The sequence below is a fragment of the Thermovenabulum sp. genome (genome assembly GCF_049723235.1).
Classification (GTDB): domain Bacteria; phylum Bacillota; class Thermosediminibacteria; order Thermosediminibacterales; family Thermosediminibacteraceae; genus Thermovenabulum.
Genome location: NZ_JBNARB010000017.1, coordinates 14,977 through 29,556, shown reverse-complemented (window position 1 = coordinate 29,556; position 14,580 = coordinate 14,977). Strand labels below are relative to the sequence as shown.

Annotated in this window: 20 protein-coding genes, 1 pseudogene and 1 riboswitch; of the genes and pseudogenes, 3 read left to right on the top strand and 18 right to left on the bottom strand. The window is 39.7% G+C overall.

The genetic code is table 11. The features are described from left to right. Positions 1 to 25: 25 nt before the first annotated feature. Together ACPLOV_RS08875 and queF are read left to right on the top strand one after the other, a co-directional pair. Positions 26 to 505 (top strand): QueT transporter family protein, encoded by a 480-nt coding sequence (locus tag ACPLOV_RS08875; protein WP_424909422.1) that lies wholly within the window; start codon positions 26 to 28, stop codon positions 503 to 505. Next, complete coding sequence (queF, locus tag ACPLOV_RS08870; RefSeq protein WP_424909423.1) at positions 498 to 902, top strand: preQ(1) synthase; 405 nt, start codon at positions 498 to 500, stop codon at positions 900 to 902. The genes ACPLOV_RS08875 and queF overlap by 8 nt, the downstream gene beginning before the upstream one ends. Positions 903 to 1,004: 102 nt before the next feature. Here queF and ACPLOV_RS08865 read toward each other — a convergent pair. Next, positions 1,005 to 1,223, bottom strand: a pseudogene (locus ACPLOV_RS08865) (type II toxin-antitoxin system VapC family toxin); the annotation flags it as partial. A 4-nt stretch (positions 1,224 to 1,227) separates the two neighbouring features. Next, positions 1,228 to 1,413, bottom strand: a complete 186-nt coding sequence (locus ACPLOV_RS08860) for a type II toxin-antitoxin system VapB family antitoxin (RefSeq protein ID WP_424909424.1) — start codon at positions 1,411 to 1,413, stop codon at positions 1,228 to 1,230. A gap of 159 nt (positions 1,414 to 1,572) precedes the next feature. Then, positions 1,573 to 1,719, bottom strand: a riboswitch (FMN riboswitch). Between the two features lie 94 nt (positions 1,720 to 1,813). Between ACPLOV_RS08860 and ACPLOV_RS08855 the strand changes: the two genes are divergently transcribed. After that, positions 1,814 to 2,431 carry a DUF3298 domain-containing protein gene (locus ACPLOV_RS08855; protein ID WP_424910040.1) on the top strand — a complete coding sequence of 206 codons (618 nt, stop codon included), beginning with the start codon at positions 1,814 to 1,816 and terminating at the stop codon, positions 2,429 to 2,431. On the opposite strand, the gene ACPLOV_RS08850 is transcribed toward ACPLOV_RS08855, so the two are convergent. The 16 genes from ACPLOV_RS08850 to hemA all read right to left on the bottom strand — a co-directional run bounded on the left by ACPLOV_RS08850 (position 2,428) and on the right by hemA (position 14,571). Next, the gene (locus ACPLOV_RS08850) at positions 2,428 to 3,417 is read right to left on the bottom strand and encodes a lipoate--protein ligase (protein WP_424911044.1); all 990 of its coding nucleotides are present in this window, start codon (positions 3,415 to 3,417) and stop codon (positions 2,428 to 2,430) included. The two genes, ACPLOV_RS08855 and ACPLOV_RS08850, sit on opposite strands and share 4 nt — an antisense overlap. Before the next feature lie 80 nt (positions 3,418 to 3,497). Continuing rightward, positions 3,498 to 4,106 carry a class I SAM-dependent methyltransferase gene (locus ACPLOV_RS08845; protein WP_424911043.1) on the bottom strand — a complete coding sequence of 203 codons (609 nt, stop codon included), beginning with the start codon at positions 4,104 to 4,106 and terminating at the stop codon, positions 3,498 to 3,500. A gap of 20 nt (positions 4,107 to 4,126) precedes the next feature. Further along, a complete protein-coding gene (locus ACPLOV_RS08840; RefSeq protein ID WP_424911042.1) occupies positions 4,127 to 4,651 on the bottom strand; it encodes an ECF transporter S component in 525 nt (174 codons plus the stop codon). Positions 4,652 to 4,809: 158 nt separating this feature from the next. Then, positions 4,810 to 4,995 carry a hypothetical protein gene (locus ACPLOV_RS08835; protein ID WP_424909806.1) on the bottom strand — a complete coding sequence of 62 codons (186 nt, stop codon included), beginning with the start codon at positions 4,993 to 4,995 and terminating at the stop codon, positions 4,810 to 4,812. Between the two features lie 278 nt (positions 4,996 to 5,273). Next, positions 5,274 to 5,672, bottom strand: a complete 399-nt coding sequence (gene vapC, locus ACPLOV_RS08830; protein WP_424909807.1) for a type II toxin-antitoxin system VapC family toxin — start codon at positions 5,670 to 5,672, stop codon at positions 5,274 to 5,276. Further along, positions 5,669 to 5,869, bottom strand: coding sequence for a type II toxin-antitoxin system VapB family antitoxin (locus tag ACPLOV_RS08825; protein ID WP_068747980.1), 201 nt, complete (start codon positions 5,867 to 5,869; stop codon positions 5,669 to 5,671). The genes vapC and ACPLOV_RS08825 overlap by 4 nt, the downstream gene beginning before the upstream one ends. A gap of 125 nt (positions 5,870 to 5,994) precedes the next feature. Then, positions 5,995 to 6,519: a cob(I)yrinic acid a,c-diamide adenosyltransferase gene (cobO, locus tag ACPLOV_RS08820; protein ID WP_424909808.1), complete on the bottom strand. Its 525-nt coding sequence runs from the start codon at positions 6,517 to 6,519 to the stop codon at positions 5,995 to 5,997. 16 nt (positions 6,520 to 6,535) lie between these two features. Next, positions 6,536 to 7,807 (bottom strand): glutamate-1-semialdehyde 2,1-aminomutase, encoded by a 1,272-nt coding sequence (gene hemL / locus ACPLOV_RS08815; RefSeq protein ID WP_424909809.1) that lies wholly within the window; start codon positions 7,805 to 7,807, stop codon positions 6,536 to 6,538. Between the two features lie 15 nt (positions 7,808 to 7,822). Beyond that, positions 7,823 to 8,521: a CbiQ family ECF transporter T component gene (locus ACPLOV_RS08810; RefSeq protein WP_424911041.1), complete on the bottom strand. Its 699-nt coding sequence runs from the start codon at positions 8,519 to 8,521 to the stop codon at positions 7,823 to 7,825. Further along, positions 8,514 to 8,777 (bottom strand): energy-coupling factor ABC transporter substrate-binding protein, encoded by a 264-nt coding sequence (locus ACPLOV_RS08805; protein WP_424909811.1) that lies wholly within the window; start codon positions 8,775 to 8,777, stop codon positions 8,514 to 8,516. The genes ACPLOV_RS08810 and ACPLOV_RS08805 overlap by 8 nt, the downstream gene beginning before the upstream one ends. Beyond that, on the bottom strand, positions 8,774 to 9,484 hold the full coding sequence (locus tag ACPLOV_RS08800) for an energy-coupling factor ABC transporter permease (protein ID WP_424909812.1): 711 nt from the start codon (positions 9,482 to 9,484) through the stop codon (positions 8,774 to 8,776). The genes ACPLOV_RS08805 and ACPLOV_RS08800 overlap by 4 nt, the downstream gene beginning before the upstream one ends. Before the next feature lie 36 nt (positions 9,485 to 9,520). Further along, on the bottom strand, positions 9,521 to 10,468 hold the full coding sequence (hemB, locus tag ACPLOV_RS08795) for a porphobilinogen synthase (RefSeq protein ID WP_424911040.1): 948 nt from the start codon (positions 10,466 to 10,468) through the stop codon (positions 9,521 to 9,523). Further along, on the bottom strand, positions 10,434 to 11,930 hold the full coding sequence (gene cobA, locus ACPLOV_RS08790) for a uroporphyrinogen-III C-methyltransferase (RefSeq protein WP_424911039.1): 1,497 nt from the start codon (positions 11,928 to 11,930) through the stop codon (positions 10,434 to 10,436). The genes hemB and cobA overlap by 35 nt, the downstream gene beginning before the upstream one ends. 1 nt (position 11,931) lies before the next feature. Then, positions 11,932 to 12,807, bottom strand: a complete 876-nt coding sequence (gene hemC, locus ACPLOV_RS08785) for a hydroxymethylbilane synthase (protein ID WP_424911038.1) — start codon at positions 12,805 to 12,807, stop codon at positions 11,932 to 11,934. After that, positions 12,749 to 13,432, bottom strand: a complete 684-nt coding sequence (locus ACPLOV_RS08780) for an NAD(P)-dependent oxidoreductase (protein ID WP_424909582.1) — start codon at positions 13,430 to 13,432, stop codon at positions 12,749 to 12,751. Before ACPLOV_RS08780 ends, hemC begins: the two co-directional genes overlap by 59 nt. Beyond that, positions 13,396 to 14,571, bottom strand: a complete 1,176-nt coding sequence (hemA, locus tag ACPLOV_RS08775; protein ID WP_424911037.1) for a glutamyl-tRNA reductase — start codon at positions 14,569 to 14,571, stop codon at positions 13,396 to 13,398. The genes ACPLOV_RS08780 and hemA overlap by 37 nt, the downstream gene beginning before the upstream one ends. Positions 14,572 to 14,580 lie beyond the last annotated feature (9 nt).

The window sequence follows — 14,580 nt, the reverse complement described above, 5'->3', positions numbered from 1 at the left end:
TTAAAAAAAACAAGGAGGTATCTATATGTCAAAAAGAATAGAAGACATTGTCCAAATTTCCGTGGTTGCCTGTCTTTATGCGGTTCTTACCGTAACCTTTTCATCGTTTTCCTATCTTCCGGCACAATTTCGCATAGGTGAACTAATCAAACCCATATCCACCTTTCAAAAAAAATTTGTGCTATCAATGATGATAGGAAACTTCCTTTCCAACCTTTTCAGTCCCTTTGCCGGTCCCATGGAACTTATTTTCATGCCTTTAAGCAACCTAATAGGTTGCCTTCTCGGGTATTATATCGGTAAATATTCTAACAAATTTTTAGGTTCAATTTTTATCGGTATATGGATTTCCACAAGTGTCGCCATCACTTTAAAAATAGCAGCAAATTTTCCTTTTGTTCAAACCTTTACCGGTGTTTTATTTGCCGAAACAATTCTAATGACCGCAGGTTATCTCATACTTTTAATTGTTTTTAAAAAAGGAGGTTTGAAAATAGATGGATAAATATGCCGAAAGAAGATTTGATATTTACGGATATGAAAAAATAGATACCGGGGTATTGGAAGCAATTGATTACGAATACCCCGGAAGAGATACAGTTGTTGAATACTATACCGAGGAATTTTCTTCGGTTTGTCCGTGGACCGGTCTACCCGACAATGCTAAACTAACGATTAAGTATATCCCTAATGAAAAGTTGGTGGAACTAAAGTCTTTAAAATACTACCTTACTTCTTACAGAAACATCGGAATACTTCAAGAACATGCAGTAAACAGGATATTGGATGATTTGGTAAATCTACTAAAGCCAAAGTACATGGAAATCACCGGTGATTTCCTTGCAAGAGGAGGTATATCTACAAAGGTTGTGGCTAAATACGGTGAAGACATTAAAAATTAAAAGTAAAGGGCTTCCTTTATATCTCCTATAAATTGGAAGCCCTATTATTTTTCTTCTTATAAATGTCAACATCATACAAAAGGATTATTTTTAAGAATCTATCTAATACTCCTTCAATCTTTCATCAACTTTTGCTATCAGAGAGAAATCATTATCATCATGCAATAAATACAAATCATTTTCTATAGCTGTTTCCGCTATTAATAAATCAATAGTGCTTCGAATTGTGATTCCCTTTTTTCTACATTTAAAATACAATTTTGCAGCATTTTCATAAGATTTCAAACCATATTTTAGGTCATAAAATTTCTGTGTGCTGAAAACCTCATTTTTTATAATCGTAATTTTCATCAAATTGTATTTTCCCCTTTAAATCCATCAGATTCTTCCTCTTACGATTTTCAACAAATTCTTTTAATGCCATATTTACTACTTCTTTTTTTGTTTTCAATCCTGAAATTTCTAACGCCTCTTTAATAAGATTTTCATCTATAATAATATTTGTCCTCATATATACACCTCCTAAGGTGTATTATCATATGCATAAATCCTTTTTCAACTTCACTTTATTAAGAAAGCTAATTTTCAATAATATTATTCTTAGGTTATTAAAAATAATTGCAAAAAAATACCCCCGACTTCGGGGGTACTTTTCCGAGATAAAAATAAAACCGGTCTCCTCCCATCCGGACTATACCGTCGGCTCCGGAATCTCACCGGATCTGCCTTGCGGCTCGCGGGCTTAAGGCTTTTAACCTATCACCGCCGGTCAGGAATTGAAGGCAATCCGCCTTCTCACCTTGCCCCGAAGACTTTCTTATTAGGTTCTTCTACCATTAACCCCAAAACTCTTTTTTGAATAAATTATATTACAATAAATAAATATTAAATAGTTTAAGGAGTGAGAAATAATGACCTCCTATCAAGGTCCAGTAACCATTAAAACCCGTTATATAAAAAAAGAAAGATTGGATGTGGAATATCCGGAGGTTAACGGAATAAAAAATGAAAACGTTAAGCATTATATTAATTCAGTTATATTAAGTAGTGTCAATAAATTAATAGAACAGACCGGCTATTACGAAAACCCTATGACTGAAGTTACAGGAAGATATCATATTAGAACCAATGAAAGATGTATTTTAAGCATATCCATTGAGATGTACTGGTTTGCAGGTGGCGCCCATGGTATAACCATATTAAAATCTTTGACCTTTGATGTAAAAAACGGTAAGGTGTATCAATTAAAAGATTTATTTAAAGAAAATGTGGATTATATTACACCTTTATCAAATATAATAAAAAGGCAAATAAAGGAAAGAAACATCCCGGTAATAGTAGATTTTAAGTCAATTAAACCCGATCAGGATTTTTATATAGAAAATAGAACCTTAGTGATATATTTTCAATTGTACGAACTGGCGCCTTACGCATACGGCTTTGTGACTTTCCCAATTCCCACAAGGGAAATAAAAAATATAATAAATAAAAAGGGGCCTCTCGGCGAATATTTTTGTATAAAATATTAAAAAATAACCTTTAATATTTCATCCAATGTTATACCGCCAAAATACTCTTTTAAATTCAAACCGTTCAGGGCTTCCCTTACGTCTTCTTCCTTGTACCGGAGGCCCTTTAATTTTTCTTCAACTTCAGAAACATCCCTCATGCTCAAAAAGTCACCGTAAAATTTTAGTTCGGTGATGCGCCCATCCTTTACATTTATCCTTGCCTCTAACTCCCCACCATCAAAACGCTCGGATTTTACCAGGTCAAATTCCGGAGATGTTCCAAAATTCCACTCCCAGGTGGCGTATTTTTCATCCCTTAAGCGGTTTATATTTTCTATATCTTCTTTTGTCAAATTGTATTCTATTAAAGCCCGCCCCTCTACTTCAAAAATATACTTTAAAAGCAATTCCTTAAATTCTTCCACCCCTATATCTTCTTTGAGATATTCTTTTATATTTGCCACCCTGCTTTTGACGGATTTTACACCTTTAGAAGCAATCTTTTGAGGCTTGACATTTAGTGCAGAAGAAAGCCTCGTTAAATCGGAATCAAAAAGAAGCGTCCCGTGGTGTAAAAGTCTTTTTTTGTAAAGATACTGGGCATTCCCTGATATCTTTCTTCCTTCGATGGTTATATCGTTTCTACCGGTAAATTCTGCTTTTATTCCCAGTTTTTCTAAAGCTTTTACCACCGCCCGGGCAAATCTTTCAATACTGTTGAAAAATTCCGGCCTGTAGTCTACCACATAGGTAAAATTTACATTCCCTAAGTCGTGGTAAACCGCACCGCCTCCCGAAAGCCTTCTCACCACAGCTATGTTGTTTTCTTTTACGTATTCCAGGTTAACTTCTTCGATTGCGTTCTGATTTTTACCGATTACTACTGTTGGCCGGTTCTGCCACAATATGAAATACTCCTTTGCAGGATCAATATTCTTTATCACATATTCTTCTAAAGCCATATTAAAATAAGGATCGTTGGAGGTATTTCTTATGTATAGCAAAATTTTTCCCCCTTTTATCCGCAATACTTATAAATATATTTTCTCAGAAAAGGATACTACAGGCAATAGGGGTTTAAATCCTATAACGCTGCACGAATACCAATAACCACGTATTTATCGTCATCATCAATCACAATCTCTACTTCTAATCCAGCAGAACGCATATAGTCTGCAACTTCTTGCCCGGTGGGCAGTATGTCCGAACATACGGGTTTATCTAAAGACCTGTGCAGGTTGTTTATCTTTTCCCTGCTTTCAGAATGGCAAATTATTAGCTTGCCTTTTGGTTTTAACAGTGAAGCCATTTTTACAATGCTCTGCAGCTTTTCAGGGAAATGAGGAAAAGACGAATAACATATAATAAAGTCAAAAGAATCGGAAAAATTATAATCCATAATGTCTCCTACGACAAAATTTACATTCGGAAAATCTTTCTCTGAAAATTTTTCACGAGCTCTCTGGATCATTTTTTCTGCAATATCAAGACCCACTATACGCCCGGATTTCCCTATCTTTTCATTAATATAAGGGACCAACACTCCGGTGCCGCATCCCACATCCAAAACAGCAGCACCTTCTGAAAAATTAACTAAATTTATTATTTCCCTCAATTTGAAAGGATCGTGTTTTACCTTATCGTCCCATTCCAAAGCCAAATTATTAAAAAATTCTTTCTGAGTCAATGCCAATTTTATCACCTTCTTTAATTTTACTCGCTTTCCCGTTTCTGCTGCCGAATTACAATCAACTTTACAAGAATCGGTATCAGAATTAATTGAATTGCTATTCCCGGTAGCGCTACCACAAAAAGCCCGTATGTAAATTTTACAAAGTTAAAGGTTTTTCCTATTATAAATTCAGTTATAATCCAGTTGCTTACAATAGATACAAATCTCCCGGCAAGCATTGATGCTATCAAAGATGAATAGATTCCCAGTCTGTGTTTATTATAAACTATAGACGTAACAAACCCGTATGTAAAAAGTTCTGCCATCATACTAAAAACTGCCGGTACCGGAGGCATGGAAGTAAATAGGAAGCTGAGGAATGGGGTAATTAATCCTACGGCCCCGGCAAATTTCCAGGGCAACATAAAACCAGCCATGAACACCGGCAGGTGCATGGGCAAAAAAATCTGTCCTCCTAACTTAAATGAGTGAAAAGCTACGGGTAAAAGGATACCAATGGCGATCAGCAAACCGGAAGCAGTAAGATGATAATTTTTCGATGGCATTTGAGATAACCTCCCGATATTAAAATAAAAAACCATGAAGCCCTGACGGATTCATCCGCCGTAGACCTTCATGGTCATGTTCTCGTATCTTCTTGACACGTGCTTTTGACTAAATTATATGATATTGTTTGCTTTTTGTCAATCTTGTTATTGAAAGTTTAATTTCTCTTGCCAGCATCAGGAACAAAAAGCGATTGACCGAGTTTTTCTTTACCAAATTCACCTATCACTTTTTGAGTCTCGGGACTCACCATAAATTCTACAAAGGCCTTTGCACCCTCTACATTAATCATCTTAGCAGCATTTGGGTTATTTTGCCTTACATATTCCGGATTTGTCTTCATCTCCTCTTGATATGAAAAATGCTTTTTTTCGGCAATTAGTCTGAAAGCTTCTGCTGCACTTTTTGCCTCCTTTACTCCAGCGGGATCGTCAGGTGGACGTTGTGAAATAGTTTTTGCCCATTATCTCTTTTGATACTCCGGCCTAATAAAAAGTTGCCCCGTCCCCTCTCTCAAAGAGCATCTTCATGTAAATCATCGGTTCAAGTCCAAGGAGTTTTAGCATGATCTTTCAACCACGGAATCCAATTTGTATAAAGGATAAGGCTCTGCCTCTAAGCTTAATACTCCTTCAATCTTTCATCAACTTTTGCTATTAGGGAGAAGTCATTGTCATCATGCAGCAAGTATAAATCATTTTCTATAGCGGTTTCCGCTATGAGTAAATCAATGGTACTTCGAATAGTTATTCCTTTTTTTCTGCATTTTATATACAATTTTGCAGCATTTTCATAAGACCTTGCGCCATATTTCAGGTCATAAAATTTCTGAGTGCTAAAATAGTTTTTAATTAGAGCAAACTCTTTTTCATTTTTTGCTCCCTGCAATAGTTCCTGATAAATAAAGTAATTTATTCCAAAAGGTATATTTTTTTGAATTACTTCTTCAAATTTTCTAACCTGCTCTTTATTCACACCTTTTAGAAACGATATTAAAACCGATGTATCTACCAATATCATTTTTCTTCCCTCATTTTTTTGTAATCATAATTTTCATCGAACTCTATTCTGCCTTTTAAATCCATTAAGTTCTTCCTTTTACGATTTTCAACAAATTCTTTTAAAGCCAAGTTGACCACTTCTTTTTTAGTTTTTAATCCTGAAATTTTTAATGCTTCTTTAATTAAATTTTCGTCGATAATAATATTCGTCCTCATATTATACACCTCCTTATGTGTATTATAATACACATAAGATCTTTGTCAACGTCAATCAATAAGAAAGTATTGTAACATCGAAAGTTTCTTTTTTAGCTTATAAACTTACTGAAGTCTTTAAAATTTCAAAATTCGATACCCGCTTGTGCCGGTATGCCCTTTTTATAATGATGTTTTATCTCTTCTACCTCGCTTACCATATCCGCTATGGAAATTAATTTCTCCGATGCATACCTTCCCGTTAAGACCAAAGTAGTACTTGGCTTTTTAAATTTTATTAGATCCACCACATCTTCTTCTTTTAATAACCCGAAATCAATGGCCACATTTATTTCATCAAGGATCACCAAATCGTGTTCTCCTTTCTGTAAAATATCTTTAGCAAGATCTATGGCTTCTTTAGCAAGCTCCAAATCTACAGGCTCCGGATTGCCTTTTTTTACAAAGGCATCCCTGCCCTTTTGCACTACGGTGAAATTGGGGATTAATTTGGATGCTTGAATCTCTCCGTAATTAGGATTTCCCTTCATAAACTGTATCATAAAGATTTTCTGACCGTGCCCTGCAGCTCTCAATGCAAGCCCCAGGGCTGCCGTCGTCTTTCCCTTTCCATTTCCTGTGTATAAAAGAATAAGACCTTTCCCAGCCATTTTTTAACCCTCCAAATTAAAAAATTTGATAAACATCCTCAATAAATTTTTCAACTTCATAATCCGTATGTTTAATTGATAAAAACAGGGCTTCAAACTGGGATGGAGAAATATAATTTCCTTTTAATATCATTTGTTCTGCAAAATGTCTGTAAATATTAACATTGCTTTCTTTTACCTGCTCGTAATTCTCAACTTTGTCATTATCATTAAAAAAGATAGTAAACATTGAACCAACCCTGTTAATCACAACTTTTATTCCTTTTTCCGAAAATGCCTTTTTAAGGCCGTTTTCCAGTTTTTGTCCCAAGGATTCAAGATATGAATAAAACTTATCCCTATTATCATAAATTTTTTTTACTGTTGCATAACCGGCAGCCATTATAACTGGATTCCCCGACATGGTGCCCGCCTGGTAAACGGGCCCTATGGGCGATAGCAAACTCATAATATCTCTTTTTCCACCGTATGCACCGCAGGGCAATCCTCCACCGATTATTTTTCCGTAGGTTACAATGTCCGGCTCTATGCCGTATATTTCTCGCGCGCCTTTATAAGCAACCCTGAATCCTGTAATCACTTCATCGAAAATTAGAAGGCTGCCGTATAAATCGCACAATCTTCTCAATTCCGCCAAAAACTCCCTTTTTGCAGGAACAACGCCCATATTCCCGGCTATGGGCTCCACAATCACACAGGCAATCTGCTCGCCGAATTTGCTGAAAACATAGTAAATTTTTTCTATATCATTGTATTCGCAAATTATAGTATTTTTCACATGATCCTCGGGCACTCCCGCACTTCCTGCGATACCCTGCGTCATTATCCCAGAACCGGCGGCAACGAGAAAAGCGTCGTAGTGCCCGTGATAACACCCTGAAAATTTTACCACCTTATCCCTTCTTGTAAAACCCCTTGCGAGCCTGACGGCACTCATGGTAGCTTCCGTTCCCGAATTCACAAATCTTATCATGTCAATCCCTGTAGTGTCGCATAAAATTTTTGCAAATCTCAACTCCAATTCCGTTACAGCACCGAAAGCTATTGAAGAATTGGCCGTATCTTCTATAGCCTTTACCACATCTTCATCGCAGTGACCGAGGATCATCGGCCCCCATGCCCCTACGTAATCCACATACCTTTTACCTTCTACGTCGTAAACATAAGCACCTTCTCCCCTTACAAGGGCAGGAGGAGCAATATTTAAGCCGGTAAATGCCCGCACGGGACTGTTTACACCGCCGGGCATGTACTTTTTTGACTCATGGTAAATTACATGGTTTTGCATCTGAGACACCCCTTTTTAAAATTTTACTGCTAAAATGACCTCCAGGATCGCAAAAAGGCAAATAAGGATAATCCTTTTCCCGGAACGGTTAAATTCCCTTTTTGAGTAGGGGATTTTGCCCGAAAAGCACCTGCTTGAAATCGCTTCATCGATGCTTTTCCACCGTTTTAAAACATCTATCAATAAAAGTGCAGCAATTTTTGCACAGCTTCTTATGCCGTTCAAAAATCCATCGAAGCCTCCTCTTGCTTTTGCAGATAGTATCATCAGGCTAAGTTCGTCCTCAAGAAGCAGTATAAAGCATTCCATAGTCTTTGCTAAATCGGCTATTTCTTTTAAAAAAATCGTCCTGGACATCAAATATAGAAAATCATCTACCGGAGTTGTAAAAATTAAAAAGGTGAGAGCTGAAGAGTTCACAACACCCTTTGCATTTGCGATTAGAAAGCCCTTTATATTTTTATCCGCAAGAAAAACAAGGGAAGACGCAAAATAAAAGCCGGCAATTTCACAAAGAAGTTTCATTACCTTATTAAATGGAGTTTTAAAATATAGGTGGAGGAACAAAAAAACCGTAAAATTTATCGCGAAAGGCAGCGGTGCATTAAAATAATTTGATGATATCACGGCTGTAAGGACAAATATAAGTTTTTCGAGGGGGTTTACAAGCCTACCCCTGCTCGAGGTGGAATACAAAATTACCTCTTTAATCATTTTTCACCTTTCCCACAAAATATCCTATGACAAAAGCTCCTATCGATGCCTGAAGAGCAAAAAGCAAGCTCTCAATCTCTCCCGAAGGAGGTTCGAAAATGTTTTTGAAAGCCGGTTGATAATCAGGGGATATTTCTTTTATCACTTCTTCGATTTTTTCGTCTGCACCTCCCAGATCTCCCCTTTGAGATCCCATGTAAAGGGAAAAAATTATGATGGCAAAAGCCAATGCGATTAATAGAATATTTTTTTTCATATCCTAAATTCCCCCAGTTTTTTTATCTCAGGATAATTTTTCGCCAAATAGTCAAAAAGTACCACGGTAAATAACCCCTCGGTAATGGCTAAGGGTATCTGGGTAATGGAAAAAATGGACAAAAATTTAACCGCAGATGAAAATATTCCGCTATTTGACGGAAAAGCCAGCGAAAGCTGCAGAGAAGTAACTACATAGGTGAATAAATCTCCCAGTCCAGCGGCCAAAAACACGGCTATTTTAAGGTTTTTCCTTTTGAGGATTGAGTAAATAACATAGGCTACAAAGGGCCCCGCAATACCCATAGAAAAGGTATTTGCCCCCAAGGTGGACAACCCGCCGTGGGCCAAAAGCAGAGCCTGAAACAGCAGCACAATTAAAGATAAGACTGAAGTTACTAAAGGCCCGAATAATATTGCCGAAAGCCCGCACCCTGTGGGATGGGAACACGATCCCGTCACGGAAGGGAGTTTTAAAGCTGAAAGTAAAAAAATGTAAGCTCCGCATACCGCTATAAGCATTTTGTTTTTCGTATCCTGCCCGTAAAGGGATGTTATTTTTTTCATTCCCGCAGCGATAAAGGGGACAACCAGCACGAAGTAAAACAAGCACCAGCCAAGCGGCAAAAAACCTTCGGCAATGTGCATCGCGTACGCTACCCCCGGTGCAAGCAAAAAAATTACTAAAAGAGGGAAAACTTTTTTCATAATTAAATTCCTCCTCGTTTTTTATTAATGTGCGGTTCACATTTCTTCCAGCGCAAAGTAGGTGATTATTATATCCGCTCCCGCTCGCTTTATGGATGTGAGCACCTCAAAAATAGCCTTTTTTTCATCAAGCCAGCCCATTCTCGATGCGGCTTTTATCATGGAATACTCCCCGCTCACGTTGTAAGCGGCAACGGGTACGTTAAATTTGTCCTTTGCCCACCTTATAACGTCAAGGTAGGCCAATGCTGGCTTCACCATGACGATGTCCGCACCTTCGTTTATATCGCTTTCTATTTCCCGCAGGGCCTCCCTGATATTAGCGGGGTCCATCTGATAGGTTTTCCGATCTTTAAACCGGGGGGCGGAATGAGCCGCCTCCCTGAAGGGCCCGTAAAAGCAGGAGGCGTATTTTGCGCTGTAAGCCATAATGGGGGTATAATAAAAACCTTTTTCATCCAGCACCGCCCTTATCCTCGCAACCCTTCCATCCATCATATCCGAAGGAGCCACCATATCCGCCCCCGCCCTTACGTGAGAAAGGGCAACTTTTGCAATATATTCTAAGGTTGCATCGTTGTCCACAGCACCATCCCTGATTATTCCGCAATGCCCGTGACTTGTATACTGGCAAAGGCATACATCGGTGATGCAGTAAACCTTCGAAATCTCCTTTATCCTCCTTAATGCCCTCTGGACCACCCCTTCGTCATCGTAGGCTGAGGACGCGCATTCGTCCTTATAAGAGGGTATGCCAAAAAGCATTATTCCCTTTATGCCCGCCTTTTCCACCCTTTCCAGTATTTCTTCCAGCCGGTCGATGGAGTACCTGTAAACTCCCGGCATGGACGGTATTTCTTCTTTTTTATCCTTCCCGTCCACCACGAAAACGGGATAAATCAGGTCCTCCTTTGATACTCGCGTTTCTCGAACTAAGGTCCTTATCGCCTCATTTTGTCTTAGCCTTCTCGTCCTTGCAAACATGATTTTCCTCCATTGTGAGTATTTTTTCTACAATCCCACCGGCGGTATATTTGTCGGCCTTCACCGCGTCAACTCCGTATTTTTCAAGCTCCGCCGCCGTTACCGGACCTATTGCCACCACTTTTTTCCCCTTTAAAATATTCGAACCGTACATTTCCACGAAACTCTTCACCGCAGAAGGGCTGGCAAAGGTAAAATAGTCCGCATCCAGAATATCATCCCGAAAGTCTTCACCGGGCACGGCCTCGTAAATTTCTACCTCGAAAACCTCCGCTCCCGTTTTTGAAAGGGCATCCTTTAAAAAGCTCCTGGAATTTTTCGCCCGGGGCAGCAGGATTTTTTGTCCGGGATGCAAATGAGGTTTCAATGCTTCATACAGGGATTCGGCGACATACTCCCCGGGGACGATGTCGGGAATTATGCCCCTTTCTTCCAGTGCTTCCTTCGTCTTTTCTCCGATCACGGCAAAACCCGCCTTTATCCTCCTGAGGTCGTACTTCACTTTCCTAAGATAATCAAAAAAGATACTAACACCGTTAGCGCTGGTAAAAATTATATAATCAAAATCTTCAAGCAGCTTAATAACCTCTCCCAAATTTTCGCTCGTATCCTTTATTTTTATTGAGTTTACCTCCACCACATCGGCACCAAGGTCGTAAAGTCTTTCCTTAAATTCTAAAGCTTTCTTTCGCGGCCGGGTGATGCATATCTTTTTCCCGAAAAGGGGCTTTTCCTCATACCAGTTGAGGTTTTCCCTTAGTTTCACCACCTCACCGATCACCACCACCGCAGGGGGTTTTATTCCCATTTTTTTTACCCTTTCCCGGATATCGAGCAATCTACCGGTCACAACCCTTTGCTTAGAGGATGCACCGTTGGATATGACCGCGCACGGTTTTTCTTTATTCATTCCGCGTTCCAGCAAATTTTTAACTATCCCTTCCAGATTTTCCATCCCCATTAAAAAAATCAAAGTCCCATTGAGTTTTGAAATTACCTCCCAATCGTAATCCCATTCATCTTTGGTTTTTCCGGTAAACACGTGAAAGCTGCGGGATACGCTCCTGTGGGTAACCGGAATACCGCCGTAGCACGGTACCGCCACCGCTGATGTAATTCCGGGTATAACTTCGAAGTCTATCCCGTTTTGCCGAAGGTAAAGCGCTTCCTCCCCGCCCCTCCCGAATACAAAGGGGTCCCCTCCTTTAACCCTTCCCACGGTGTAACCTTCCCTGGCAAAGCTGACCAGCATCCGGTTTATTTCTTCCTGGGTTTTATAGTGGCACCCGCTCTCCTTACCGCAGTAAAAAACTTTGCAGCCCTCTTTCAGGTAATTGAGGATATTTTTATTTACGAGCCTGTCGTATATCGCCACATCGCACTTTCCCAAAGCCCTTACCGCCTTTAAAGTAAGGAGCTCCTCATCGTAGGGCCCAGCTCCGATAAGATAAACCTTGCCCATCTTACCCCTCCAGTAATTTCATAGCAAGTTTACAGGATAAGTTAAGGTAATCTTCCTTTTTCCCTTTGACCTGCAATTTAACCAGGGTATCCCCCACCTGGTTTACCCCCCATATTTTTATCCATTCCCCCTCAATCCGGGCATGAGCCGCAACGGGGGTATGACATCCGCCGTTTAATATCCTCATAATAGTTCTTTCTGCTTCAATACAAATTCGAACTTCTTCATTGTCCAAGCCTTTAATCAATGCTGCTATTTCACTGCCCCTCAATGCTTCCACCGCAATGGCCCCCTGTCCGCAAGCGGGAATCATTTCATCCAATTCAAAATAACCGGTTATGTATTCCTCCAGCCCGAGCCTTTTAATTCCGGCAGCAGCAAGCACAATGCCGTCCAGATCCTCACTCTTCAGCTTTTCCAGCCTTGTCTCCACATTGCCCCTGATGGGAACGATGTTCAAATCCTTTCTGAGGAGAAGAAGTTGCTTGCCCCTCCTGACGCTGCTCGTCCCTATCCTTGCACCCTTTTTCTGGGCGTAAAAGTTTTTTCTGTTGAAAGAAATAAATACGTCCCGCGGGTCTTCCCGTACCGGGACCGCGCAAATTTCAAAAGGTTCTTCCAATAAAGTAGGCACATCCTTCATGCTGTTCACCGCAATGTCTGCTTCTTTTAAAAGAAGGGCCTTTTCCAGCTCTTTTATGAAAAGTCCCTTTCCTCCTATTTTTTCCAAGGATGTATCCAAAACCTCGTCTCCCTTTGTTGAAAACAATTTTTTTTCGCACTTCACCTTCAGTTTTTTTTCTATAAGCCCTATTATTTCATCGGTCTGTATCAGCGCTAAATTGCTCTTCCTCGTTGCCACCCTTATTACCCTCATCTTTTAAAAACCCCTTTATAACTTCTTCATGCCTTCCCGATTTGAATATACGGTAAAATTCCTCACTGTTTACATATTTCATAAGTTCTTTTTTAATCCTTCTGCCCCTAAATTTTTCTCTTACTTTGATAATAAAATCCATAAAATCGTCGTAACCCTTCAAAACCTCCCTTACCTTTTCGCCTAAGAATACCGCTCCCATAGGGTTGCCTCTTGTATTCACTGTAAAAAATATATTTTTGGTATTATCCTGAAAGGGCTTAATGAAATTGCCCTTTCTAAAGTCGCTGCAAACCAAGTAAAGTTTATTTGCCTTTTCGCAGTCCTTTATAATTCTCTCTTCATCTTCTCCCGTTACCGCAATAATCACCAGGTGCTTATCCTTTATAAAACCCGTTTCGTACTCCCCTGTTATTAGTTTCACATTTTCATTTTTTAACCCGTAAAACCCTTTGAAAAAATTAGGGGAAAGCACCTCTACTTCAGAATCCCGACCGGCAATGGAAAGGGCCTTTATAAAGGCAGCCTTTCCGCCTCCTATTATGCCAACCCTTATCTTGCAGGCTATTAATGAAATGCCAAGGAATTTCATCCCGGGAATATCTTCGCTATTAACCTCATGCATTCTTCACCCCTGCCCTCCAAAAATTCTTCCTTCAAAACCCTGATGGCGTTTTCTGCGAAGGCATCCGCAGTGCTCTTGAAAAGCAGTTCAGCGGTCCTCACATCGTCTATGCGGTATTTATTTTTAAACCGTTCGAACCGAGGTTTGTAAACCCTTTCAGCAAAGTTTTTTATATTTTCTATTAACGGAGTAATCTCCCTGAGCCTGTACCATTCCGTAAACTCCTTCACATGTTTTTCTAATACTGCTCTGTTATTTTCCATGAGGGTTCTTCTTTCTTCCAAATTCTCCTCGTTCATCCTCGAAACTTCGTCTATGTTGTAATGCCCTTCAACACCCAATGCCCCTTCCTCCACATCCCGGGGAACCGCCAGGTCGAAAATTAAAAGCTTTTTTCCCTCCACATCTTCCTTCTTTACCACGATATGGGGAGATGAAGTGCAAGATATCAATACCTCCACTTCTTTAAGGTAATCCCTCCAGAAAGAAAATTCTACGAACAATACCTTAGGCCCAAGGTTTTCCCCCTTGCAAAGGTCCCTTACTGCTATGTAAACCTTCTCTAAGGAATGTTTCGAACAAAGGTATTTTGCACAGAGCCTTCCTATTTCACCGTAACCGAGGATAAGTATCCTCTTTTTTCCCCTTTTTTCTATCTCCTTCGATACTATGGATGCTACGGAAACGGGCACTTCGTAGAGCTTTGCTTTAGTCCTGAACTCTTTGCCGCAGGTAATGGCCTGTAAAAAAAGCCTGTTTAATACGGGTCCCGCGCTCTTTAAATTCCTTCCCCTCTCTAAGGACCTTTTCACCTGACCAAGTATTTGTTCTTCTCCCAGTATCAGTGAATCAAAGCCGCAGGCCACCTCAAAAAGGTGTTTTGCCGCTTTTTCATCCTTGTAAAAAAAGGCGTAATCCTTGAAATCTTCCCACCCCAGGATTTTTAATATTTCGTCCTTCGTTTCTTCCTCATCGTAAACGAAATATACTTCTGTCCTGTTGCAGGTATTCAAAATGATGTTTTCCCGGCAGATTTCCCTTAAATCTTCCAGTTTTTTGTCCACGCGCTTTTCCACTAAAACCATCTTTTCCCTGAGCCTTATATTCAGCTCAGGGTTTACTCCCAGTACCCCAAGCATATCTATCCC